This window comes from Streptomyces sp. TLI_053 (assembly GCF_900105395.1).
Lineage (GTDB): Bacteria > Actinomycetota > Actinomycetes > Streptomycetales > Streptomycetaceae > Kitasatospora.
On the sequence record NZ_LT629775.1, the window covers coordinates 4649607 to 4669518 of the forward strand.

A 19912-nucleotide genomic window follows, 5' to 3' on the forward strand; every position below is an offset into this window, starting at 1 on the left:
GTGTCGTGCATGCGACACTTCGGGAGAGCGGAGCCCGGAAGGAGAGGCGTGGGATCGTCGGAGCTGCTGATCGTGCTGGACCGGGGCAGTACGACGCCCCTGCAGCAGCAGGTGTGCGACGGGATCGCCGGGCTGGTCCGGTCGGGGCGGCTGCGGGCCGGGGAGGCCGTACCGGCCTCGCGGGAGCTGGCGGCCCAGCTCGGGGTGTCGCGCACGGTGGTCCTTCGGGCATACGAACTGCTGACCGCCAACGGTCTGCTGACGGCCCGGCGGGGCTCGGGGACCAGGGTGGCCGAGCGGGCCGCCGGGGAGGGGGCCGGGCCCGGTCCGACCCGGACGGCGCTCGCGCCGCAGCCGCCGCTCGCCACCGACGGCGGGGACGCGCTGTGGCAGCCGTGGGAACCCCCGCCGATGCAACAGGCCGGTGCGGGACTGGACTTCCGGCACGGGACCCCGGCGCTGGCCAACTTCCCGGTGTCGCGCTGGCGGCAGTCGATGCACGAGGCCTACGCGCGGGCGGACGTCGCCGCGCTCGGGTACGGGCCGGCCGAGGGCTCCGCCGCGCTGCGGGCGCAGATCGCCACCCTGGTCCGGCAGAGCCGGGCACTGGACGCCTCGCCCGACAGCATCCTGGTGACCAGCGGGGCCACCCAGGCGCTGGACATCCTGGCCCGGCTGCTGGTCGGCCCGGGCGACGTGGTGGTGATCGAGGACCCGAGCCACACCGTGCTGCGCCAGGTCTTCGGCTCCACCGCCGGCACCGTGGTGCCGGTGCCGGTGGACGAGGAGGGGCTGCGGGTCGCGGACATCGACGCCCGCGTCCGGGCGCACGGCCAGGACCCGGACCGGGTGCGGCTGGTCTACGTGACGCCCTCGCACCAGTTCCCGACCGGGTTCATCATGTCCGAGGCCCGGCGGCGGGCCCTGCTGGCCTGGGCGGCGCGGCGCGGGGCGACGGTGCTGGAGGACGACTACCACAACGAGTTCACCTTCGCGGCGGAGCGGCTGCCGGCCCTGGCCGCCGCCCGGCACCAGGGCACGGTGGTCTACGTCGGCAGCTTCAGCAAGACGCTCTTCCCGGCGCTGCGGATCGGCTACGCGATCCTGCCCCAGCGGCTGGTGCAGCCCTTCCTCGGCATCAAGTGGATCACCGACCGGCTGACCCCGACGGTCACCCAGGAGGCGCTGGCGCACTTCGTCGCCACCGGCGCCTACGCCCGGCACGTCAGCCGGATGACCCGGCTGTACCGGGAGCGCCGCCGCTCGCTGCTGGACGGCCTCTACACGCACTTCGGCGCCGAGGTGCGGATCTCCGGGGCGGCCGCCGGCCTGCACGTCCTGGTCGCCCTCACCGGGGCTCGCGGCGTCGGCGAGGACGAGATCGTCCGCCGGGCCGCGGCGCTCGGTGTCCGGGTGTACCCCGCCTCGGGGTACTTCGTGCGGGAGCCCCCGGCCGAACCCACCTTCCTGATGGGCTACGCGGCCCTGCCCGGCACCCGGATCGCCGAGGGCACGGCGCTGCTGGCCACAGCGGTCCGTGAGGCCACGGCGGTCCGGGAGGCGGGCAGGGGCGGCCGCGGCCGCCAACCGGCTCCGGGCGGCGGCGGCCGCTAACCGGCTCCGGGCGCGTCGGTGAACCGGGCCCGGCGGAAGCGGCGCCGCTGCGCGTAGGGGACGGTGCAGTCGAACACCGCCTTCGCGGTACGGCCGTCCGCCGACAGCAGGGGCGAGTAGGCGACCGACTGGGTCGGGTCGAGCGGGAAGCCCTCCCGGTCCGGCAGGACCAGCAGGTCCCGGTCGGCCTGCCACCGGGTGACCATCGCCCACCACAGGTCCTGGTCCGACTCCAGGTCCACGTCCTCGTCCACGGACAGCACCAGCTTGGCCATCCGGAACTCCTCCAGGACGGCCCGGGAGGCCTCCCGCACCAGCGCGTCGTCCTCGGCCGAGCGTTTGGCCGCCCACTGGAGCACGACCATCAGCTGTCCCCCGCCGGCGGTGTGGCAGTGCACCGCCCGGACGGGGGCGCCGCGGCGCCGCAGCACGGCCAGCACGGCCGCCTCCATCCCGAAGCCGAGCAGCACGGACTGCTCGTGGCCCGGGCCGGAGACGGCCTGGAGGATCGGGCCGCGCCGGGCGGTGATCCCGGTGATCCGGACGGTCGGCAGGGCCGGGTGGGCGGTGCCCTGGTAGCCGAGGAACTCCGGGGTGGCGGCGCTGCCCCTCGGGTTCTCCGGCATGGTGTCCGGCAGGAGTTCGCCCTCCAGCACGTACTCGGCGTGGGCGATGTACTCGGCGTCCACCGTGCGGCAGGGCAGCAGTTCCACCGGGGCGCCCGCGAGCGCCCCGGCGACCGCCAGTTCGTCCGTCCCGGTCGGGACGAGCGAGGTGGGGCAGCAGGAGGCGAGCAGCACGGCCGGGCCGAGGCCGAGGTGGATCGCCACCGGCAGCGGCCGCCCGGCGGCGAGCGAGTTGCGGTGGGCCTGCTCGAGGTCCCGCCCCGGCACCATCCAGATGGTGAGCAGGTCGGGGCCCTGGACGCACATCCGGTGGATCGACAGGTTGCGCACGCCGGTGGCCGGATCGGTGGCGAGGACGGCGCCGAGGGTCAGGTAGGGGCCGGCGTCCTCGTCGGTGAGCACCGGGACGGGCAGGGCGGTGAGGTCCGGCTTGCGGTCGCTGCGGGCCCACCGGTCGGGGTCGGCGGCGGGCACCGGGGGCAGTGGCGCGGCCACCGCGTCCAGCAGCCGGTGGGCCAGCTCGGCGGGGGTGGCGCCGAGCAGGGCGGCGGCCCGCCGCCGGGTCCCGTACAGGCCCATCAGTACGGCGCCGGGCCCCGGTTCCGCACCGTCCTCGGCCGTGACGGCGCCCTCCTGCGGCGCGATGCCCGAGGGCGTCACCTGCTCGAACAGGACGGCCGGGCCGGGGCCGGTGGGCGGCGCCGCCGGGGCGCCGGCCCACCGGGCGTAGCGGGAGGAGACCCCGAAGCGGGCCGGGACCTCCTCCCGGACCCGGACCAGTTCTCCTGGCATCAGGTCCAGCGCGGCCAGCGCCGCCCGCAGGTCGGCCGGGTGCCGACGGCTCATGGCCCGTCCCCGGCGGCGCCCCCGGAACCGGCCCCGGCGGCGGCCGAAGCGGCCCGGCGCTCCTCCAGGAGCACCATCTGCATCCGGGTCAGCTCGTCGATCAGCGTGCGGTAGGTGGCCTCGGCGATCCCCGGCGGCATGCCGTGCTCGTCCGCCAGGCCCCGGACCTTGGCGACGACCTGCTCGACCCGGCCCGGGGAGCGGACGGTCTCCTCGTCCCGCTTGAACCCGGTCAGTTCCCGCACCACGGCGGTGCGCTCCGCCAGCAGCGCGACGATCCGGCGGTCCAGCGCGTCGACGGAGAGCCGCAGTTCGTCGATCCGGGGATCGATCGCGGGCACCGACGGACCGGTCGCCGTACCGTCCGCCCCCGTGAGGTCGGCGCTCATGCGGTCGGCACCACCTTGTCGACGACGTACACGACGGTCGGCTCGCCCTCCGCGCCCTGCGAACGGTGCTTCTCGTCGTCCGGGATCACGAAGCCCATGCCGGGGCGGCACGGCACCGAACGGTCCTCGAAGTGGATGGTGAACTCGCCCTGCAGCACGTAGCCCTGGTGTCCGCGCAGGCACCACTCGTGCTCGTCGAAGCCGGCCGGCAGCTCCATCAGACGGACCCGCAGGCCCTGGGTGTAGGCGATCTTCACCCGGCCCTCGGCGCCCGGCTTCTGCCACTTCTCCCAGGGGATCAGGTCGAAGTCGACGCCGACCAGGACGGGGTCCCCGGTCTGGCTGCCGTGCTGGTCGCCGGTCTCGGTCTCGGTGGACATGGCACTCCTCAACAACACGTCGGAAATGGGGTATCGGTGGATCGGCGGATCGGCGGCGCTCCGGCCGGCCTGCCTCTCCGGTGCGGCCGGCCTGCCTCTCCGGTTCAGCTGGCCTGCTTCTCCGAAGAGGTCCGCTGCCCCGGCAGGACGACGCGCGGGGCGCGGGACACGCGCTCGTTGCGGTCGTCGAGCGGCAGCACGGGCCGGCCGTCGGCCGCGTGGCGGCGCAGCAGCAGGGACATGTCGATCATGCGGTGGAGCATCCGCTCCAGTGCCTCCAGGCCCTCGGCGTCCTGGAGCTGCGGCTGCGGCGAGGTGTTGCGCAGCAGCGCCGGGAAGCCGCTGCCGACCAGGATCATGCGGTTGAGCAGCAGGTTGTCGACCAGCTGGCTGTGCACCGCGGCGTCGCTGTACCGGCGCGAGACGACGATGATGCCGCCCACCTTGTTGGCCAGAGGGCGGTCGAAGCGCAGGAAGCCCACGCCGGCCCGTTCGATGAAGATCTGCATCAGATGGGCGGGACCGAAGCCGTGCACCGGGGTCGCGTAGACGATGGCGTCCGCCTGCTTCATCTGCTCGACGATCGCGGGCATGTCGTCGCGGAGTTCGCAGGGTTTGGTCCGCTGGTTGCAGTCGCCGCACGGGCTGCACGGCGAGATCCGGTGCTCGCGCAGGTGAACGGTCCGGAACTCGGCGCCCCGTTCCCGGACCAGGCGGCCGGCGTACTCCAACGCGAGGTCGGTGTTGCCGCCCGGTCGCTCGGAGCCGCAGATCCCGAGCACGATCGGAGTCGGAGTTGATCCTTGCACGTGGTTCCCCCCTCGTAGTCTGCCCCTACGGGGGCGGGCGGCCGGACGGGCCCGTGGTGCGAGGGCCCGTCCGGCTGTTCGCCCGCCTGTCACCGCTCAGTACTCGTCGGTCCTCGAGCCGGCTCGTCAGTCCTTGAGCTTTCCGGCGAAGTAGTCGGTGTACGCCTGCATGTCGAAGTGCCCGTGGCCGGACAGCGTGAACAGGATGGTGCGGGCCTCGCCGCTCTCCTTGCAGGCCAGCGCCTCGTCGATGGCCGCCCGCACCGCGTGGGTGGACTCCGGCGCCGGGACGATGCCCTCGTTGCGGGCGAACTGGACGCCGGCCTCGAAGCAGGCGGTCTGCGGGACGGCCCGCGCCTCCAGCAGGTCGAGGTCCTTCAGGGCGCTGATGATGGGCGCCATGCCGTGGTAGCGCAGCCCGCCCGCGTGGATGCTCGGCGGCACGAAGTCGTGGCCGAGGGTGTGCATCATGGTGAGCGGGGTGAGGCCCGCGGTGTCGCCGAAGTCGTACTCGTAGCGGCCCTGGGTGAGGGTCGGACACGAGGCCGGCTCGACCGCCAGCGCCCGCACCGAGCGGCCGCCGCGCAGCTGCTCGCGCAGGAAGGGCAGGACCAGGCCGCCGAAGTTGGAGCCGCCGCCCGCCGCACCGATCACGATGTCCGGGTAGTCCTCCGCCAGCTCCATCTGGAGCAGCGCCTCCTGGCCGATCACCGTCTGGTGCGTCAGCACGTGGTTGAGCACCGAGCCGAGCGCGTACTTGGCCCGGCCGCCGCTCTTGACCGCGGCCTCCACGGCCTCGGAGATGGCCAGGCCCAGGCTGCCGCTGGCGTCGGGGTCGGCGGCGAGCGCGGCCCGCCCCGCGTCGGTGAGCACGCTGGGGCTGGCGTGCACCGTCGCCCCGAAGGTCTCCATCAGGGCCCGGCGGTAGGGCTTCTGCTGGTGGCTCACCTTGACCATGAAGACCTCGCACTCGAGGCCGAAGTAGGCGGAGGCCATCGCGAGCGAGCTGCCCCACTGGCCGGCGCCGGTCTCGGTGGTGAGCTTCTCCACACCGGCCTGCTTGTTGTAGTACGCCTGCGGCACCGCCGTGTTGGGCTTGTGGCTGCCGGCCGGGCTGACGCCCTCGTACTTGAAGTAGATCCGCGCCGGGGTGTCGAGCGAGCGCTCCAGCCGGTGGGCCCGGATCAGCGGGCTGGGACGCCACTGGCGGTAGACGTCGATCACCGCGCCGGGGATGTCGATCTCGGCCTCGGTGCTGAACTCCTGGGCTATCAGCGACTCGGGGAACAGCGGCGCCAGGTCGGCCGGGGTGAGCGGCTCCCTCGTCCCGGGGTGCAGCATCGGCGGCACCGGCTTCGGCAGATCCGCCAGCACGTTGTACCAGGTGGTGGGGATTCGGTCCTCGGGCAGCAAGAACTTGGTGATCATCGGGCCCTCCCGGAATGCATGGATACGGCGGTCGATCGGACGGTCACACGGTTCAGGTGCCGGAGCGGACGGCATCGGCCGGTCCGGGTCCGGCTTCGACGGAAGAGGAGGCAGCGGCAGCGGCACCGGCAGCGGCAGCGGGTGAGGCTGAAGGTGAGGGTGAGGCGGCACCGGAAGCCGGGGCGGGCTCTGGGCCGACGGCCGCGGTGGCCGGCGCGCTCGCGGGCGAGGACCGGATCCGGAGCACCGCGAACACCGCGATGCCGACCAGAGGCGTGACCAGCATGGTGTGCAGCACCGGACGCGCGCCGTGGTTCTGCCAGATCACCCCGAGGCCGAACGGCACCACCAGCCGGGCCAGGCCCAGCACGAACCCGTTGAGCGCCATGAAGCGGCCGACCCGGTTCTCGTCGACGTGGTCGGCGATGTAGGTGGGCACCACCACGGAGGCGATGATCTCGCCGAGCGTCCACACCACGGTGGACGCCAGCACCGCCGCGAGCGAGAAGCCGAAGTCGAGCACGGCCAGGCCCAGCGCCCACAGCACCCCGGCCACCAGCAGCAGGGTACGGATCGGGTAGCTGGCGATCCGCTTCTCCAGCTGGAGCCCGAGGCCCACCACCACGACGCTGTTCACCGTGTACACCACGCCGACCAGCCCGGCCGAGGCGTTGAGCTCGGTGGTCACGGCCAGCGGCAGCGCGTACTCCAGCCCGATCAACGGGGCCACGTAGAAGAACGAGGCGAGCACCATCCACAGCACATGGCCGTGGACGCCGCCGAACCGGACCTTCCCGCCGGACGCCTTGGGCGCGGCGGCGCCGGTACGGGTGTCCCGGGGCACCCAGATCCGGATCACGACCGCGCACAGCAGCCCGACGACGATGTTGCCCGCGAACATCACGTGGTACGAGTAGGCGGCCGCGACCCCGCCCAGCAGCGGGCCGATGCCCATGCCCAGGTTGTTGCCGATGTAGCTGACCGTGTACGAGAACGGCCGCTGCTCGGGGGTCGCCAGGTCGGCGATCAGGGTGTTGGCCGCCGGGCCGAACATGCCCATCCCCACCAGGGCGACGAACAGGTACAGCGCGTACGTCCAGGGCGGGCCGTCCAGGGTGCCGAGGCCGAGGTAGCCGACCGCGTTGAGCACCAAGGCGGCGACCAGGGCGTCCCGGCGGCCGCGCAGGTCGCACACCGGCCCGCTGAGCAGCGATCCCACCAGCAGGCCGGTCGAACCGACCGAGATCAGCAGGCCCGCCTCGGCCGTGCCGAGGCCCTTGCTGCGCACCAGGTAGACGGCGAGCAGCGGGAAGACGAACATGCCCGCGCGGTTGACGAAGGACGTCACGAACAGCACCCGCAGCGGGAGCGGTAACTCCTTGAACCTGGCCGGCCATGCCTTCGGGGCGGCGGCGGCCCCTTCTCCGGTGTTCGTGGCCATCCCGGTCAGACCGCCGGCTCGGTCTCGACCCGGAAGGCCCGGCGGACGGTGCGGAACCGTGCCAGCACGTCGTCGTAGTCGCTGCCCTCGCACACGTACCAGCCGAGCACGTCGTTGGAGGCGACCGGCGGGGCCAGCACGTCGCCGACCCCCTTCCAGACGTCCGCGTCCAGGACGCCGTCGAGCGCGTTGAGGTCCCCGGGCGAGCTGATCCCGGTGATCCGCCCGTACTTGGCGGAGGACAGGTACTCGGTGCCGATCTCCGGGCCGAGCCGGGCCTCGGTGCGGTGCTCCGGGTCGAGTTCGAGCCGGGCCCACTCGCCGGCCAGGTTGATGCCGCGCCCGGCCTGGATCGCCGGGACGATCGAGCCGCCGCCCGCCCGGGCCCCCGCCTCGCCGAACACCGCCTCGCCGTCCGCGTCCAGGAAGAACTCGACGTGCGCGACGCCGGTGCGCATCCCGAAACCGCGCAGCACCGTGGCGTTGAGTTCCAGGATCCGCCGCTCGTGCTTGCCGAGGTCGTGCTTGCGGGAGATGGTGCCGCCCGGCTCGTCCCGGTACTCCAGCACCGAGTAGGTGTAGCGGGACAGTTGCTCGAAGACGACCTCGCCGTCCTGGAGCAGGGCGTCCACATGGAACTCGGTGCCGCGGACGAACTCCTCGACCCGGTACTCGTGCCGGTCGTCGCCCATCTCCTCCCACACCTCGGCCAGCCGCTCCGGCCCGTCCACCCGGTAGGTGCTTCCGCAGGCCCAGCCCGCGTACGGCTTGATCACCAGCGGGTAGCCGGTCAGTGCGGCGAACTCCTCGACCGCGCCCAGGGTGTCGGGGCGGCAGGAGCGCGCGACCCGGACTCCCAGCTCCTCGGCGCGGCGGTGCATCACGTTCTTGTCGCGGAAGTTGAGCGCCTGGTCGGGCGTCAGCCCGGGGATGCCGTGGTCCCGGCGGGCCCGGGCCGCGGGCAGCACGTCGCCCTCGAACAGCGGGAAGATCCGGACCAGCCGGTGCTCGGCGGCGATCGCGTCCACGGCGGACCGGAAGGCCGGGGTGGAGTCCAGGTCGGCCTCCCGCACCGTCAGGCCCTCGACCTCGGGCGGGATCTCGCCGGTGGGCACCAGGACGACGGGGTGGTGACCGAGCTCGGTGGCGACCTCGACCACGCTGCGGAACTGTGCGAGGTAGCGGCCGGCGGCGGGGCGGTAGACGATCAGAATCGCGGGGTTCATCGGGTTCTCCTGGAGGTAGCGGTCGGTCCGGCACCGGGGCCGGCTCCCACGACGATCAACCCGCGACGACGGACGACTCCGCTGCCGACTGCTCCTGGACGTTCTGCTCCGGCACGAACAGTTCGGCCCCGAGCTCGGCGGCGTCGAGCACGACCGGCCGCTGACGCACCGCCCCGAGCGCGTCGAGCGCGGCGGCGAGGCGGTCGAGCGCCCGCTCCACGTCCGCGCGGCCGCCCTCGTGCACCGCCTCGACGGTGAGCAGCAGCCGGCGTCGGCCGACATCGGTCCTGATCACCTCGCTCTGCCGCCAGTTCCACCGCCGCGAGTGCGCCCGGTCCTGGGTGTCCGCGTAGACGACCTCGCCCGGCTCCGGGCGCTCCGGTGCCTCCGGCGCGCCCAGCGGAAGGTACGTCTCGCCGCCGTGGGCCAGCCGGACGGCCAGCTCGCCGGTGATGTCGCCGACGTCGCAGGAGGCGACCGGCAGCCGACTGTCCAGCGAGACGGCGTTGCAGAGGTTCACCAGGGCGTTGATCCGCGGCAGCCGGTCGCCCTTGGCCACCCGCCGCAGCACCGATTCCGCCGCGCAGGGGAAGCGGTTGGGGTTGACGTCGACGCTGCGGTACGCGTCCCGCCAGGCGGCGATCGGGGGCAGGGCGGAGACCTCCGCCTTGCCCAGGGAGAGCCCGTGGACGGCGTCCTCGGCGGCGGTGAGGAGGTCGTCGACCTCCGGCGCCGCCGCCACGACGTCGACCACCGGGACGGCGATCAGTCCGAGGACGTAGCCGGGCACCCGCGCCAGAAGACTTTCGTCGAGAATGACCTTCAGGGCGCTGGTCCGGTCCATGAGGTGAGTCCTTCGCGTCCGAGCTGGGTTGATGACCTGACCGACGATAGGGAGCCGGGCCGCGTCCGACTGCGGCCAATTCCCGGACATCTGTTGGTGCCACTTCCGTCCACTCGGCCACCCGACGGCGCCCGGTCGACGGCCCTGCCGCCCCCGCGACGGGCCCCGGGCCCCTCGCGCGTTCCCGCGCGGCGGTTGCCTGTGCGGAACGAGTCCATCAAATGTGACAATGCTCGGTCCATACCACTTCGCCCTCTGCACAGGAGGCCACTTGGCCTGGCATCTGGCCCTCGACGTCGATCGCGGCTCCCGCGTCCCACTGGCCCTGCAAGTGCGTGACGCGGTACGCCGCCTGGTCGAGGACGGGACCCTCCGCGCCGGAACCCGATTACCCTCCAGCCGTCAGCTCGCCACCGACCTGGCCGTCTCGCGCAGTGTGGTGGTGGAGGCGTACGAACAACTCACCGCCGAGGGCTACCTCGTGACCCGGCGCGGCTCGGGCACCTCGGTCGCCGAGGACGGCGGCGGACTGGCCCCGGTCTCCTCCGCGCTCACCGCCGCGGCCGCCACCTCCGCCTCCGCCCCGGCGGACGGCGACGGCGGCGAGGCCGCCTGGGACCTGCGGACCGGCACCTCCAACCTGCTCGCCTTCCCGCGCCAGGAGTGGATCCGCTGCGTCACCGTCGCGCTGGGCGCCGCCGGCCACCGCGAGCTCAGCTACTCCCCGCCCGCCGGGGTCCCGCTCACCCGTCACATCCTGGCGGGCTACCTGGGCCGGGTCCGCGGGGTGCGCACCCGGTCCGAGGACCTCATGATCACCTCGGGCTTCGCCCAGGGACTCGCCCTGCTCTGCCGCGTGCTCGGCGACCGGGGCCACCGGACCCTGGCCGTGGAGGACCCGGGGCACCCCGGTGAACGGGAGTTCATCGCCAGCGCCCGGATCCGGCCGGTCGGCATCCCGGTCGACGCCGAGGGCATCCGCGTCGACCTGCTCGAGCGGTCCGGCGCCCGCGCCGTCCTGACCACCCCCGGCCACCAGTTCCCCACCGGTGCGTGCCTGAGCCGGGAGCGCCGGGAGCAGCTGATCGCCTGGGCCCGGGCGGTCGACGGCTACGTCATCGAGGACGACTACGACAACGCCTACCGCAGCCGTTCCGGCCAGCCGTCGGCCCTGCAGAGCCTGGCGCCGGACCGGGTCGTCTACGCGGGAAGCGCGAGCAAGGTCCTCGCGCCCGCGCTGCGGCTGGGCTGGCTCGCCGCGCCGTCCGAGCTGATGGCCTCGCTGGAGCACGTCCGCGCGGGCTGGGACATCGGCTGCTCGGGCCTGGAACAGCTCGCCTTCGCCCGCTTCATCGACACCGGCGGGCTCGACCGCCACCAGCGGCGCCTGCGCGCGGAGTTCGCCGCGCGCCGGGAGGTCGTCCGGCGGGAGGTCGCCCTCCACCTGCCCGGCACCCGGGTGCTCGGCGGGGACGGCGGGCTGCAGGCGTACCTCGAACTCCCGCCCGCCGTGGACGAGGACGCCCTGATCCGCGCGGCCCGCGGCCGCTCGGTGCTGATCCGCGGCGGGCGCTTCCACACCCTCGCCGACACCGGCCGGCCACCGGCGCTGGTCCTCAGCTACGCCACCGTCGGGTGCGAGGGCCTGGCCCGCGGGATCACCGAACTCGGCTTCGCCTACCGGCGGTTGCTGCCGGGGGCGGAGACGGGGGAGACCGCGGGGGAGACGACGTGACCCCCGGTGCCCGGCCTGCGGGGGCAGGCCGGGCACCGGGGGCGGACCGGGGGTCGTGAGCGTCAGGCGTTCAGCCGCTCGGGGGTGGCCTCCCGGTGCGGCGCCACCGCCTCCGCACCGTCCGACGCGTGGCGCGGAGTGGGCCGCAGCGGCCACCAGATACCGCGGCCGAGCAGCGCGGCCATCGCCGGGACCAGGACCAGCGAGAGCACGAGCGCCGAGAGCAGGATGCCGAGCGTCATCGCGAAGGCGACCTGCTCGCTGCCCGGAGTGGTGGCGAGGGAGGCGAAGGACGCGGCCAGGACCAGGCCGGCCGTGGCGATGGCGGGGGTGGTGTGCCGGACGGCGCGGGCCACGGCGCCGCGGACCGGACCGGGCCGCTCCATCTCCTCCCGGATCCGGTCGGTGATGAGGATGTTGTAGTCCGTGCCCAGCGCCACCACGAAGAGGAACAGCACCAGCGGCAGGGTGAAGCTGACACCGGGCTTGTCCAGCCCGTGCTGGAACACCAGCGTCGCGGCGCCGAGGGTGGCGGCGAAGCCGAGCCCGACCGCGAGCATCAGCACCAGCGGGGCCAGCAGACTGCGCAGGAGCAGCAGCAGGATCAGGGCGATCAGGGCGGCCGCGACCGGGAAGACCACGGCCAGGTCGTGGTCCACGGCGACCGAGATGTCCGCGAAGATCGCCGCCGTGCCGCCCACATGGGCGCTCGTCCCGGCCGGGGTGTTCGCGGCGACGGCGTCCCGGACCGGGCCGGAGACCAGCTCGCGCGCCTTCGCGCTCTGCGGGTCGGCGGTCAGGTAGAGGTCGATCCGGGCGGCGCGGCCGTCCGGGCTCAGCACCGTGCCGCCGACCTGGCCGACCCCCTCGACCCCGCCGAGGGCGCGGGAGAGGCCGGCCAGCCTGCCCGGGTCCACGGCGCCCTTGTCGGCGGCGGTGACGTAGACACCGGTCGGGTCGGACACTCCGGCCGGCAGCGCGCGGGAGATCTCGGTCGCGGTGGCCGCGGCCGCGGTCTTCGAGCCGCCGCCCTGGCCGTAGTCCATCCGGATCCCGACCGTCCCGGCGGCCAGGGCGCCGAGCAGCGCGAGGGAGGCGAACAGCATCGCGGCCGGCCGGCGGGCGACGAGCGCGCCGAAGCGGGCGGCGACACCCTCGCGCGGCTGCCGGCGCAGGCTCCTGGACGGCCAGAACATCCTGCGGCCGCAGGCGGCGAGCAGGGCCGGCATCAGGGTGAGGCTGCCCAGCAGCATCACCAGGACGGCGACCGCGATGGCCGGGCCGAGCGAGCGGAACTGGCCGAAGCTGGCGACGCCCAGGGTGGCGAAGGCGGCCACGATGGTCAGCGCGGCGGAGGTGATCGCCGTGCCGACCCGGCCGGCCACCTCGGCCGCCGCCTCCCGGGCGGGCTGCTCGGGCCGGGCCCGCAGGTGCTCGCGGAACCGGAAGAGCAGGAACAGCAGGTAGTCGATCCCGATGCCCAGCAGCACCACGGCGATCAGGCCCGGGGTGGTGGTGTCCAGCTTGAGTCCGGTCAGCGACGCGGCACCGGCCACCGCCCCGCCGGCCACGCCGCTGATGAAGGCGACGGCCAGCAGCGGCAGCACCGCGGCCAGCACGCTGCGGAACACCAGCACGTTGATCAGCACGATCAGGCCCATCAGCAGGGCGCCGCCGACCGTGGCGGCGGTCCTGTTGGCATCGTCCGTGTCGGACGCCTCCGCCAGGCCGCCGGTGAAGCCGGTGCGCATCCCGGCCTCGGTGAACTGCGCGCGGGTGGCGTCCCGGAAGGCCCGGTAGACCTTGCGGACCCCGTCGTCCGCGGCGTTCCCGGTCAGTTCCGCGGTGAGCAGTTCGAAGGTCCGGTCGGGGGCGACCATCGCCGGCGCGACCCTGGGGGTCTGCGAGCGGTCGGGCACCAGGAAGGACGGCTCGTCCTTCTCCCGGGGCATCTCCACCCGGCGCTGGGCCAGCTTCGCCGCCTCGCCCTCGATCCGCTTCTCGTCGGCGGGGGTGAGGGCCTTGCCGTCGGCCCGGGCGACCAGCACCGTCACCGTGGTGGCGTCCGGATCGATCCCGAAGTTCTTCTCGGCGATCCGCAGGGCCGCCGCCGAGTCGTAGCTCGCGGGCAGGAAGTCGCCGCTCTGCGACTGGGTGACGCGGGACATCAGCATCGGGGTCAGCAGTGTCAGCCCGATGCCCAGCACCGCCCAGAGGGCGATGACCTTCCACGCGTTCCTGGTCGAGAAACGGGTCAGTGCGCGGATCACGCTGCCCTCCGGTGGCTGGACGCGAACGTCGGCTTCGGCACCGGGGGTTCCCGGCCTGTTCCCAGAACATCAGGCCGAGCGGCGCCGGACGTCGGGGCGACGGACGATCCGCGCCGGGGGTCCTGCTCCCCCGGCCGGCCCGGACCCGGGACCACGGTCCTGGGCCCGGCCTCCGGCTCTCGGCCCCGGGGACCACGACCGGCCCGCCGGGCCGGTGCCAGAATGGGGGCGTCATCGCTGATCAGCCCGGGAGGACCGAGATGGACGGGCGTCAGCGCCCCGCAGCGGCCGCGGCCGACCCCGACGGCGGGCCCGGCCCCGGGGACCCGTCCGGCTCCCCGCTGCTGGCCCGCTTCGCGGACGGCACCCCGTGGAGCCACACCGACGCGATGGTCGCCGTCGGCGCCGGCCTGCTCGACCTGGTGGCCTACCTGCTCTTCAGCCAGGTCAACAGCTCCGTCGGCATCAGCGTGCCGGGCTTCCTCGTCCTCCTGCTGTCGGGCCTGCCGCTGCTCGCCCGCCGTCGGTACCCCGCCCAGGCGCTCGCCGCCGTCCTGGTCATGGAGACCCTGGTCAACGTGCTGGCGCCGATGGGCTCCCGCTTCGGCGCCGTCATCACGGTGGCCGTGTACACCGTCGCCCGGCACTGCAGCGGCCGCGTCACGGCCGTCGCGGGCGTGGTGACGGCCGTGACGACGATGCTGAGCCAGGGCCACTTCGGCGTCCCTTCCGGGGAGCAGTTCATCGCCGCCACCGCCTCCACCGCGCTGGTGACCGCCGGCGGCCTCGCGATCTCGCGCTGGCAGCGCGAGGTCGCGGCCAACCGGCAACTGCTGGCCGACCGCGCGGTGGCCGAGGAACGCCGCCGCATCGCCCGCGAGCTGCACGACATCGTGGCGCACCACATCACCACCATGCAGCTGATGGCGGGCGGCGCCCGGGCCAATCTGAACAACCCCGACGTGGTCCGGGACGCCCTGGTCACCCTGGAGTCCTCCGGCCGGCTGGCCCTGCGCGAGATGCGCCAACTGCTGAACGTCCTGCGGGCCGGCGACGAGCCCGACGCCGCCCCGCCCTCGCCCCAGCCCGGGGCGGAGGACCTCGACCGGCTGGTCGAGGAGTCCCGCCGGGCCGGGCTGCCGACCGACCTGGTCGTCGACGGACCCGCCCAGCCGCTGCCGCCGACGGTCGGCCTGACGGTGTTCCGGATCGTCCAGGAGGGCCTCACCAACGCCCGCAAATACGCCGGACCGGCCCGCGCGACCGTCCGGCTCGGCTACCGCCCGGACGGGATCACCGTCGAGGTGCGGGACGACGGCACGGGCCCCGCGTCGCCGGACGCCGGTCCGGCCGCCGGTGAGCGGGGCGGGTACGGCCTGATCGGCATGCGCGAACGGGTCGCCCTGCACGGCGGCACCCTGGAGACCGGTCCCCGGCCGGAGGGCGGCTTCGCCGTCCTGGCCGAACTGCCACTGGCCGCCGACGAGACCGCCGAGGCGGCCGTCCAGCACGGGAAGGTGCCCCGATGACCACCACGACGCCCCCGATCCGGGTCCTCCTCGTGGACGACCAGCCGCTGGTGCGGCGCGGTCTGTCGCTGATCCTGTCGCCCGACCCGACCGTCGAGGTCGTGGGCGAGGCCGAGGACGGCGAACAGGCCGTCGCCCTCGCCCGGCGACTGCGCCCCGACGTCGTGGTGATGGACATCCGGATGCCCGTCCTGGACGGCGTCGGCGCCACCGAGGAGCTGTCCCGCACCCTGCCCGAGTGCAAGGTCCTGGCGCTCAGCACCTTCGACATGGACGAGTACGTGGTGGCCGCGCTGCGCGCCGGCGCCCACGGCTTCCTGCCCAAGGACGTCTCGCCGGAGGACCTCGGCGCCGCGATCCGCACCGTGCACGCCGGTGAGGCGGTGGTCGCGCCGCGCCTGCTCTCCCGGCTGATCTCCACCTACGTCCGGGCGCCCGCCGACGTCCCGCCGCCGCCCGCCGCCGCCGTGACGGGCGAGCTCACACCGCGCGAGGTGGAGGTCTGGCGACTGATGGCCACCGGCCTCGACAACACCGCGATCGCCCGGTCCATGGACATCAGCCACTCCACGGTGAAGAACCACATCACCAGCATCTTCGGCAAGCTGGACGTCCGGGACCGCGCCCAGGCGGTCATCGCCGCCTACGAGTCCGGCCTGATCACCGCCCGCGCGGGCACCGGCGACCAGGCCGGGGCGCAGGACTAGGGGTTGCCGACGGCCCGGGCGGTGCCGAGGACCACCGGGTCCCGGGCGAGGTCGGCCAGCAGGGCGTCCAGCTTGGAGCGGTCGACCGAGGGCATCAGGAAGACATGCACGTAGCCGCGCAGGCCGGCCGGGTCGCCGGGGGTGGTCAGGACGTTCTCGGAGGAGAGCGACCACTTGGCCACCAGCGCGGGGCTGGGCTTGCGGAAGCGCACGGTGATCGCGCCGGGGGTGCGGGCGGGCCAGAGCTCGGCGCCGGTCTCCCGCTCCAGGTCGCGGAGCCCGCGTTCCAGGTACTCGGCCAGCTCCTGGGAGCGGCGGATCCGGTCGACCTGGTCGCGGTAGGAGAGGCGGGACAGGTGGTCCCACAGCACCAGCGGCGAGAACCCGTTGCGGGAGCCGGCGAAAGTGCTGTCCGGGGCCCCGATGTACTCGGGCTGGGTCGGCGGTTCGAGCTGGTACTTGGTCTTCGTCATGAAGACGCCGCAGGGCCACGGCACACCGGCCCACTTGTGCCCGCTCATCGCGATCGACGCGACCATGTCGACCTCCCGGGTCTCCCCTGATTCCCGAGCGTCCCGGGTCGGCAGGGTGAGGCCGAAGTCGAACTCCGGCAGCTCGGTCTCCGGCGTCCAGCCGAACGCCGGGTCCGCCGCGGCCATCCGCAGGAACGGCGCGTAGCCGGCGCCGAGCGCGCCGTCCACGTGGATCCAGAAGCCCCGGCGGGCGTCGTCCCCGGCACCGGGCAGCAGTCCGTGCCGCTCGAAGACCGGCAGCAGCAGCTCGCACGCGCCCCGGACGTCGTCGTGGGCGCCCTTGAAGGTGCTGCCGAGGTTGAAGTTGACGAAAATCGGGTGCCCCTTCGCCGCGAAGAACTCCACCAGGACGGCGAGCGCCTCGGCGTCGACGGCCCCGGATCCGTCCCAGGAGCGGCCGGACGGGCCGGGCATCGAGGGCACCTCGGCGGGCCAGTCCCCGCCGAGCGGGCACTCACCGGGGTAGTCCGCCGCACCCACGGCGGCGAAGGTGTCGACGCCGAGCACCCGGACGGCCTTGGCGAAGGAGTAGTGGGTGTCCTCGGAGTAGAAGGCCACCGGCCGGGGTGCGCCGGGCCTGGTCAGGTAGTCGCGCGCGTTCCAGAGCGCGTACATGTTGCCCTCGGTCGAACCCATGGAGAGCATGTAGCCCCAGTAGGACTCGGGGTCGGCCGGGTCGTACGACGGCCCGGCGTGCCAGAGCCGCGCGTAGTAGTCGAGCACCGCGCGCTCGACGACCTTGGTGTTGGGCTTGTAGCCGCCGCTCTGGAACGGGTCGCCGAGGTTGTTGATGTTGCTGAGCATGAAGCGGGCGAGGTCGAGCGCGCTGCCCGCGAGCTCCTGGGTGGCCTGGTAGCCGACCAGGTGCCGGCGCTTGCGGGTGAGGTAGCCGTCCATCCGGTCGAGCGCGCGCAGCCGCTCGCCGTCGGTGAGCCCCTCGGCGGGTATCGCGAAGTCCCCGCGCTCCGGCTCCGCGTCGAGGTCGGCGGTGTCCATCGGGGCGGTGTCCACCGGGGCGTCCGCCGGGGCGGGCGCGGCGGCGAGGGCCCGGGCCCGGAGCGGCAGACCGGGGGCGGGAACGGTGGTGGGGCTCATGGGCGCGGCACTCCGGGTTCGCTGGGCGGGGTCGGCCGGAGCCGCTCACCCGCCAGAATGGAACTTCTCCGCATCATGGCGAAAGTCTTCCGAACAAGATTCGGAATCGATCACTTCTGCCTTGCCAATCTGCGGCCGGGTCGGCGACTCTGGGCGACGTGCCGAATTTTCCGCAGGCCCACCGGGCGCCCGTCGACGACATCGACCGCGCGATCCTGCGCGTCCTCGCCGAGAACGCCCGCACGCCGAACAACGCGCTCGCCGAGGCCGTGGGCATCGCCCCCTCGACCTGTCTGGCACGGGTGCGCGCCCTGCGCGAACGCGGCATCGTCCGCGCCTTCCGGACCGAGATCGACCCGGCGGCGATCGGGCTGCCGCTGCAGGCGATGATCTCGGTCCGGCTTCGGGCGCACACCCGCGAGCAGAACGAGAGCTTCCGCGGCACCGCGCCCGACCTGCCCGGCGTCCTGGCGGTGTTCCACATGGCCGGGTCCGACGACTACCTGCTGCACGTGGGCGTGGCCGGGCCGGAGGAGCTGCGCGACTTCGTCGTGGACCACCTCACCACCCACCCGGCGGTGGCGCAGACCCGGACCAATCTGATCTTCGAGCAGATACCCGGCCGGCGGTACCTCACGAACGACTGACGCCCCCGGCCGGGACCCGCCTCACCGCCCGTCGGTGTGCAGGGCCTGGACCGCGGCGTACCCGGGGGTGCCGGCGGGGGCCGCCGGAGCGCCGTCGCGGACGGCGAGGGCGGTCGAGACGGCGGCCCCGAGCGCGGCCCGGTAGAGCAGCGAGCCGAGGCTGACCCGGGCGACCCCGAGGGCCGCGAGTTCGGCCAGGGTGGGGCCGGTCGGGGAGTAGAGGATGTTCAGCGGGGCGGTGACGGTGCCGCGGATCCGCGCGACGGCGGCCGGGTCGGTCAGCCCGGGGACGAACAGGCCGTCCGCGCCCGCCCGTTCGTAGGCGGCGAGCCGACGGTCGGTCTCCTCGGCGGGATCCGGCACGCCGAGCCAGTGGGTGTCGGTGCGGGCGTTGACGAACAGCCGCGGCACGGCGGCCTTGATCGCGGCGATCTTGGCGGTGTGCACGGCCGCGGGGGCCAGCGTGCCCTCCGGCCGGCCGTCCTCGAGGTTGATGCCGGCCACCCCCGCCTCCGCCAGCTCGACGGCCAGATCGGCGACTTCGGACGGGTCGTCGCTGAACCCGTGCTCCACGTCGACCGAGAGCAGGTAGCGTCCGGACCGGCCGAGGCGCCGGGCCAGCCGGAGCGTCTCGGCCCGGGTGGCGGCGGCACCGTCGGGCAGCCCGGCCGCCGCCGCGACACCGAGACTGGTGGTGCCGATCGCGGCGAAGCCCTGCTCCGCGAGGACGGCGGCGGAGGCGTGGTCCCAGGCGTTGGGGAGCAGCAGCGGCTCACCCGGGCGACGGTGGAGGGCGGCGAACGGGGTGTCCAGCGGGGCGGTGCTCATCGGACGGTCCTCTCGTACGAACGGGGACCGGCTCGGGTCGCCAGCCACTCGGGGACCGGCTCGGGTCGCCGGCCGCTCGGGGCGACGGAAGCGGTGGCCCCGGCCCTGCCCCCACGGTAGGACCGGGACGTTTCGGCACCCGCCGAACCGTCCCGGGGGCACCATGGACCCATGTCCCTCGCCCGACTGGCCGCCCTGCTCGCCGATCCCACCCGAGCCGCGTTCTGCACGGCCCTGCTCGACGGCCGCGCCTGGACCGCCGGCGAACTCGCCCGGCACGCGGGCGTGGCACCGTCCACCGCCAGCGAGCACCTCTCCCGGCTGATCGACGGCGGCCTGCTGGCCGAGGAACGGCAGGGCCGGCACCGCTACGTCCGGCTGGCCGGACCGGAGGTCGCCACCCTGATCGAGGACCTGTCCGCCTTCACTCCCCCGACCGGGACACCGGGCGGGCCGCCGGCCGGGACACCCGACGGGACACCGGCCCGCCGCTCCCCGGCGGCCACCCGCTCCCCGGCCCCGCGCTCCCTGCGCGAGAGCAGCCGGCTGAGCGCCGAGGCCCGCGCCCGGACCTGCTACGACCACCTCGCCGGACGGCTGGGCGTGGCGGTCGGCGACGCCGTACTGGCCCGCGGCCTGGTGACGGAGGAGGACGGCCCGGCCCTGACCGCCCGCGGCCGCGCCTGGCTGACCGAGCTGGGTGCGGAGCTGCCGCCCCGGGCCGGACGCGCCGGCGCCCGCCCGGTGGTCCGCACCTGCCTGGACTGGACGGAGCGGCGCAACCACCTGGGCGGGGCCTTCGGCGCGCTGCTCTGCCGGACGGCGCTGGACCGGGGCTGGGTGGAGCGGATCGGCTCCGGCCGCGCGCTGCGGGTCACCCCGGACGGCGAGCTGGCCCTGCGCGAGCTGCTCGGCGTGGAGCTCCTGCCCGCCTGAGCCGACGCCGCCCCGGCGTCAACCGACCC

17 protein-coding genes are annotated in these 19912 nt (G+C 74.3%); 6 read left to right on the top strand and 11 right to left on the bottom strand.

Features of this window, described 5'->3' with window-relative positions; all coding sequences use genetic code 11:
- The first annotated feature begins 48 nt into the window (after positions 1 to 48).
- Positions 49 to 1614, top strand: coding sequence for a MocR-like pyridoxine biosynthesis transcription factor PdxR (gene pdxR, locus BLU95_RS18605; protein ID WP_093861021.1), 1566 nt, complete (start codon positions 49 to 51; stop codon positions 1612 to 1614).
- On the opposite strand, the gene BLU95_RS18610 is transcribed toward pdxR (BLU95_RS18605), so the two are convergent.
- The 8 genes from BLU95_RS18610 to BLU95_RS18645 all read right to left on the bottom strand — a co-directional run bounded on the left by BLU95_RS18610 (position 1611) and on the right by BLU95_RS18645 (position 9603).
- Positions 1611 to 3086 (bottom strand): UbiD family decarboxylase, encoded by a 1476-nt coding sequence (locus tag BLU95_RS18610; protein ID WP_093861022.1) that lies wholly within the window; start codon positions 3084 to 3086, stop codon positions 1611 to 1613. The genes pdxR (BLU95_RS18605) and BLU95_RS18610 overlap by 4 nt on opposite strands.
- Complete coding sequence (locus BLU95_RS18615) at positions 3083 to 3475, bottom strand: chorismate mutase (RefSeq protein ID WP_093861023.1); 393 nt, start codon at positions 3473 to 3475, stop codon at positions 3083 to 3085. The genes BLU95_RS18610 and BLU95_RS18615 overlap by 4 nt, the downstream gene beginning before the upstream one ends.
- On the bottom strand, positions 3472 to 3855 hold the full coding sequence (locus tag BLU95_RS18620) for an AraC family ligand binding domain-containing protein (RefSeq protein ID WP_093861024.1): 384 nt from the start codon (positions 3853 to 3855) through the stop codon (positions 3472 to 3474). The genes BLU95_RS18615 and BLU95_RS18620 overlap by 4 nt, the downstream gene beginning before the upstream one ends.
- 104 nt (positions 3856 to 3959) lie before the next feature.
- Positions 3960 to 4637: a flavodoxin family protein gene (locus BLU95_RS18625; RefSeq protein ID WP_231978631.1), complete on the bottom strand. Its 678-nt coding sequence runs from the start codon at positions 4635 to 4637 to the stop codon at positions 3960 to 3962.
- 153 nt (positions 4638 to 4790) lie between these two features.
- Positions 4791 to 6092: a TrpB-like pyridoxal phosphate-dependent enzyme gene (locus tag BLU95_RS18630; RefSeq protein ID WP_093861026.1), complete on the bottom strand. Its 1302-nt coding sequence runs from the start codon at positions 6090 to 6092 to the stop codon at positions 4791 to 4793.
- A 52-nt stretch (positions 6093 to 6144) separates the two neighbouring features.
- Positions 6145 to 7533 (bottom strand): MFS transporter, encoded by a 1389-nt coding sequence (locus BLU95_RS18635; protein ID WP_093861027.1) that lies wholly within the window; start codon positions 7531 to 7533, stop codon positions 6145 to 6147.
- A gap of 5 nt (positions 7534 to 7538) precedes the next feature.
- Complete coding sequence (locus tag BLU95_RS18640; RefSeq protein ID WP_093861028.1) at positions 7539 to 8759, bottom strand: ATP-grasp domain-containing protein; 1221 nt, start codon at positions 8757 to 8759, stop codon at positions 7539 to 7541.
- A 55-nt stretch (positions 8760 to 8814) separates the two neighbouring features.
- Complete coding sequence (locus BLU95_RS18645; RefSeq protein WP_093861029.1) at positions 8815 to 9603, bottom strand: B3/B4 domain-containing protein; 789 nt, start codon at positions 9601 to 9603, stop codon at positions 8815 to 8817.
- A gap of 271 nt (positions 9604 to 9874) precedes the next feature.
- On the opposite strand from BLU95_RS18645, the gene pdxR (BLU95_RS18650) reads away from it, so the two are divergent.
- On the top strand, positions 9875 to 11338 hold the full coding sequence (gene pdxR / locus BLU95_RS18650; protein ID WP_093861030.1) for a MocR-like pyridoxine biosynthesis transcription factor PdxR: 1464 nt from the start codon (positions 9875 to 9877) through the stop codon (positions 11336 to 11338).
- Positions 11339 to 11400: 62 nt separating this feature from the next.
- Here pdxR (BLU95_RS18650) and BLU95_RS18655 read toward each other — a convergent pair whose 3' ends face one another.
- Positions 11401 to 13608: an MMPL family transporter gene (locus BLU95_RS18655; RefSeq protein WP_093861031.1), complete on the bottom strand. Its 2208-nt coding sequence runs from the start codon at positions 13606 to 13608 to the stop codon at positions 11401 to 11403.
- Between the two features lie 260 nt (positions 13609 to 13868).
- Here BLU95_RS18655 and BLU95_RS18660 point away from each other — a divergent pair, with 260 nt between their 5' ends.
- Together BLU95_RS18660 and BLU95_RS18665 are read left to right on the top strand one after the other, a co-directional pair.
- Positions 13869 to 15137 (top strand): sensor histidine kinase, encoded by a 1269-nt coding sequence (locus BLU95_RS18660; protein ID WP_093861032.1) that lies wholly within the window; start codon positions 13869 to 13871, stop codon positions 15135 to 15137.
- The gene (locus BLU95_RS18665) at positions 15134 to 15844 is read left to right on the top strand and encodes a response regulator (protein ID WP_093861033.1); all 711 of its coding nucleotides are present in this window, start codon (positions 15134 to 15136) and stop codon (positions 15842 to 15844) included. The genes BLU95_RS18660 and BLU95_RS18665 overlap by 4 nt, the downstream gene beginning before the upstream one ends.
- Here the strand turns inward: BLU95_RS18665 and BLU95_RS18670 are convergent.
- On the bottom strand, positions 15841 to 17472 hold the full coding sequence (locus BLU95_RS18670; protein WP_093861034.1) for a PLP-dependent aminotransferase family protein: 1632 nt from the start codon (positions 17470 to 17472) through the stop codon (positions 15841 to 15843). The two genes, BLU95_RS18665 and BLU95_RS18670, sit on opposite strands and share 4 nt — an antisense overlap.
- A gap of 158 nt (positions 17473 to 17630) precedes the next feature.
- Between BLU95_RS18670 and BLU95_RS18675 the strand changes: the two genes are divergently transcribed.
- On the top strand, positions 17631 to 18119 hold the full coding sequence (locus BLU95_RS18675) for an Lrp/AsnC family transcriptional regulator (protein WP_231978632.1): 489 nt from the start codon (positions 17631 to 17633) through the stop codon (positions 18117 to 18119).
- 21 nt (positions 18120 to 18140) lie between these two features.
- Here BLU95_RS18675 and BLU95_RS18680 read toward each other — a convergent pair whose 3' ends face one another.
- Positions 18141 to 18947, bottom strand: coding sequence for an isocitrate lyase/PEP mutase family protein (locus BLU95_RS18680; protein ID WP_231978633.1), 807 nt, complete (start codon positions 18945 to 18947; stop codon positions 18141 to 18143).
- 171 nt (positions 18948 to 19118) lie between these two features.
- On the opposite strand from BLU95_RS18680, the gene BLU95_RS18685 reads away from it, so the two are divergent.
- Positions 19119 to 19883: an ArsR/SmtB family transcription factor gene (locus BLU95_RS18685; protein ID WP_093861037.1), complete on the top strand. Its 765-nt coding sequence runs from the start codon at positions 19119 to 19121 to the stop codon at positions 19881 to 19883.
- Positions 19884 to 19912 lie beyond the last annotated feature (29 nt).

Coding starts and splice junctions, on each gene's coding strand:
- BLU95_RS18610 (WP_093861022.1), bottom strand. CDS start 3,086: ATGAGCCGTCGGCACCCGGCCGACCTGCGGGCGGCGCTGGCCGCGCTG.
- BLU95_RS18615 (WP_093861023.1), bottom strand. CDS start 3,475: ATGAGCGCCGACCTCACGGGGGCGGACGGTACGGCGACCGGTCCGTCG.
- BLU95_RS18620 (WP_093861024.1), bottom strand. CDS start 3,855: ATGTCCACCGAGACCGAGACCGGCGACCAGCACGGCAGCCAGACCGGG.
- BLU95_RS18630 (WP_093861026.1), bottom strand. CDS start 6,092: ATGATCACCAAGTTCTTGCTGCCCGAGGACCGAATCCCCACCACCTGG.
- BLU95_RS18635 (WP_093861027.1), bottom strand. CDS start 7,533: ATGGCCACGAACACCGGAGAAGGGGCCGCCGCCGCCCCGAAGGCATGG.
- BLU95_RS18640 (WP_093861028.1), bottom strand. CDS start 8,759: ATGAACCCCGCGATTCTGATCGTCTACCGCCCCGCCGCCGGCCGCTAC.
- BLU95_RS18645 (WP_093861029.1), bottom strand. CDS start 9,603: ATGGACCGGACCAGCGCCCTGAAGGTCATTCTCGACGAAAGTCTTCTG.
- BLU95_RS18660 (WP_093861032.1), top strand. CDS start 13,869: ATGGACGGGCGTCAGCGCCCCGCAGCGGCCGCGGCCGACCCCGACGGC.
- BLU95_RS18665 (WP_093861033.1), top strand. CDS start 15,134: ATGACCACCACGACGCCCCCGATCCGGGTCCTCCTCGTGGACGACCAG.
- BLU95_RS18670 (WP_093861034.1), bottom strand. CDS start 17,472: ATGAGCCCCACCACCGTTCCCGCCCCCGGTCTGCCGCTCCGGGCCCGG.
- BLU95_RS18680 (WP_231978633.1), bottom strand. CDS start 18,947: ATGAGCACCGCCCCGCTGGACACCCCGTTCGCCGCCCTCCACCGTCGC.
- BLU95_RS18685 (WP_093861037.1), top strand. CDS start 19,119: ATGTCCCTCGCCCGACTGGCCGCCCTGCTCGCCGATCCCACCCGAGCC.